Source organism: Moorena sp. SIO1F2 (genome assembly GCF_010672755.1).
Classification (GTDB): domain Bacteria; phylum Cyanobacteriota; class Cyanobacteriia; order Cyanobacteriales; family Coleofasciculaceae; genus Moorena.
Window position 1 is genome coordinate 1 of sequence record NZ_JAAHFV010000580.1, and the last position, 2,411, is coordinate 2,411.

General features: G+C 44.2%; 3 protein-coding genes and 1 pseudogene. 3 read left to right on the top strand and 1 reads right to left on the bottom strand.

Translation table 11 applies throughout. From position 1 onward, the window contains the following. Window positions 1-213 precede the first annotated feature (213 nt). Both F6J94_RS32965 and F6J94_RS32970 read left to right on the top strand, forming a co-directional pair. Window positions 214-399 (top strand): hypothetical protein, encoded by a 186-nt coding sequence (locus F6J94_RS32965; RefSeq protein WP_293047954.1) that lies wholly within the window; start codon window positions 214-216, stop codon window positions 397-399. Window positions 400-420: 21 nt separating this feature from the next. Beyond that, window positions 421-789, top strand: a pseudogene (locus tag F6J94_RS32970) (hypothetical protein); the annotation flags it as partial. Between the two features lie 316 nt (window positions 790-1,105). Here F6J94_RS32970 and F6J94_RS32975 read toward each other — a convergent pair. Next, window positions 1,106-1,228 carry a hypothetical protein gene (locus F6J94_RS32975; RefSeq protein WP_293047949.1) on the bottom strand — a complete coding sequence of 41 codons (123 nt, stop codon included), beginning with the start codon at window positions 1,226-1,228 and terminating at the stop codon, window positions 1,106-1,108. A 190-nt stretch (window positions 1,229-1,418) separates the two neighbouring features. Here F6J94_RS32975 and nadA point away from each other — a divergent pair, with 190 nt between their 5' ends. Continuing rightward, window positions 1,419-2,393, top strand: a complete 975-nt coding sequence (nadA, locus tag F6J94_RS32980) for a quinolinate synthase NadA (RefSeq protein ID WP_293047952.1) — start codon at window positions 1,419-1,421, stop codon at window positions 2,391-2,393. The last annotated feature ends 18 nt before the right edge of the window (window positions 2,394-2,411 follow it).

The window sequence follows — 2,411 nt, forward strand, 5'->3', positions numbered from 1 at the left end:
TTGTACAAAGCACGACATCTGCGCCACGAATTTCTTTGCCCGACTCAAGCAATATCGAGGGATTGACCTTTGGTCACGCGGGGCGCGTTCGCGACGCGCTACGATAAGCGAGCCAAGAACTTTCTAGAAGCAATTTATCTGGCTGCTGCCGTAATCTGGCTTAATTGATGACACGCCCTAGGCTCTACAGTCAAAAAGCCTCAAGGCAGACGAATAATCACGTTGATTGTTGCTGTGATCACTGTTGTATTTATCGGAGCCTATACTGCCGCACAATTTGCTGCAGCTGCCAAGACCCTTGATGTATTTTTTGGAGTTGATCCTACCATTGGAGCTTTGATCGCAGCAGCTTCGATTCTAGTCTACTGCGTAACGGGAGGACAAGCCTTGCCCTTCTAAGCTACACAACAGTTTAATCCCTTTTTAGTCGGTATTGTGTTGGCTGGTGTCTTTTCCGTCATTGCCTCTACAGCGGATTCCCAACTTCTGGTTTGTTCCAGTGCGATCGCTAGAGATATTTCCCCGGGTTTGCATCGGAGGATGTCCCGGAAATATGGCGTGAAATACGAGCAATTCATGACCTTAGTGGTGGGAATACTCGCTGTAATTGCGGCGATTTCTATTTCCTCCACAGTGTTTTCATTGGTTCTTTTTGCTAGTGGATCTGTGGCCAGTTCCCTCGGTCCAGCCATGCTGATTATCTTATTGAAAAGGCGCACTCATTATTTAGCATTGAACTCTATGATGTTGGCAGGATTAAGTACTGCTATCCTCTGGCGAGTTTTATGATTTAATAACATCCTATCCGAAGTTTTTCCAGGCTTTATTGTAGCCGTGTTGGTGCATGAGGTGTTAATGAAGAGTGTTTTAAAAACTAAGGGTAATGCTATTGGTGTTCCCTTCATAAAATAAGGTTTAAATTAGGGGTATAAATTGTTAATTTAAAATTTAATAACAACCAATTTTGATAAAAAATATAGGAAATAATAATAGTTAAATCTAATCGGGTGCATCTCATTTTTGCCTAATTTCATTCATTGAGATGCACCCAAACCTAATAGAGCTGGCTGCTGAAGTTATGCACATACAGCGGTTTTAAATTCAGTTAGGTACAAAGTTCTAGGTTTTTAGGGAGCAGGGAGCAGGGAGCAGGGAGCAGGGAGCAGGGAGCAGGGAGCAGGGAGCAGGGAAGTCGGAAAACAATCCTGTGTACCTGATAGTTATGCAAACCGCCCTAGATCATTTCATTTGGCGATCCCATGAGGTCAGCCTAGTCGAGGACAGCGTTAAAATAGCATAACTTAAGTAAAGTTTAGTAGTACAACACCCAGTTGGAGGGAGCCCGAAGATTTAATAATTATTAAAGAAAGAAAATATTCAAAAACCAGTAAACTAGTCAGAAATAGGGAAATAATACGATGTTTACAAATGTCCTCCCAAAAACAACCCTAGACTTGGAGTATCCGCCCAAAGACCTGTTTGAAGCGATTGAAGACCTCAAGCAAGAATTAAACGCAGTTATTCTGGCTCACTATTACCAAGAGCCAGATATTCAAGATATCGCTGACTACATCGGCGATTCTCTCGGTCTTTCTCAACAAGCGGCGGCTACAGATGCAGATGTCATCGTGTTTGCTGGGGTTCACTTTATGGCAGAAACTGCCAAAATCCTTAACCCCAATAAATTGGTACTACTCCCGGATTTAAACGCAGGTTGCTCCCTAGCTGACAGTTGCCCTCCCCAAGAATTTGCGGCCTTCAAAGCAGCCCATCCAGAGCATTTGGTGGTCTCTTACATTAATTGCTCCGCTGCCATTAAAGCGATGAGCGATATCATTTGCACCAGTTCTAACTCAGTTAAGATCGTCAACCAAATTCCGAAAGACCAGCCGATTATTTTTGCCCCAGATAAGAACTTAGGTCGCTATGTCATGGAGCAAACCGGACGGGAGTTAGTCCTGTGGGAGGGGAGTTGTATTGTCCATGAAACCTTTTCTGAGAAAAAGATCGTGCAACTGAAAATACAGCATCCTGAAGCTGAGTTGATTGCCCATCCAGAATGCGAACCCCCTGTCCTGCGTCATGCCAGTTACATTGGTTCTACAACCGCCTTATTAAAGTATAGCCAGCAAAGTTCAACGGCAGAATTTATCGTAGCTACTGAGCCAGGAATTATTCACCAAATGCAAAAGAGGGCACCCCAGAAAAATTTCATCCCTGCTCCAGGTATGGATAGCAATTGTGCCTGTAACGAATGCCCTCACATGCGGCTCAATACTTTGGAGAAGCTGTATCTAGCCATGAAGCAGAAAACACCAGAAATTACTATACCGGAGGACATCCGAGTAGCCGCGTTGCGACCAATTCAACGGATGTTGGAGTTATCAGTGTAGTGCTGTAGTGCCCCTGAG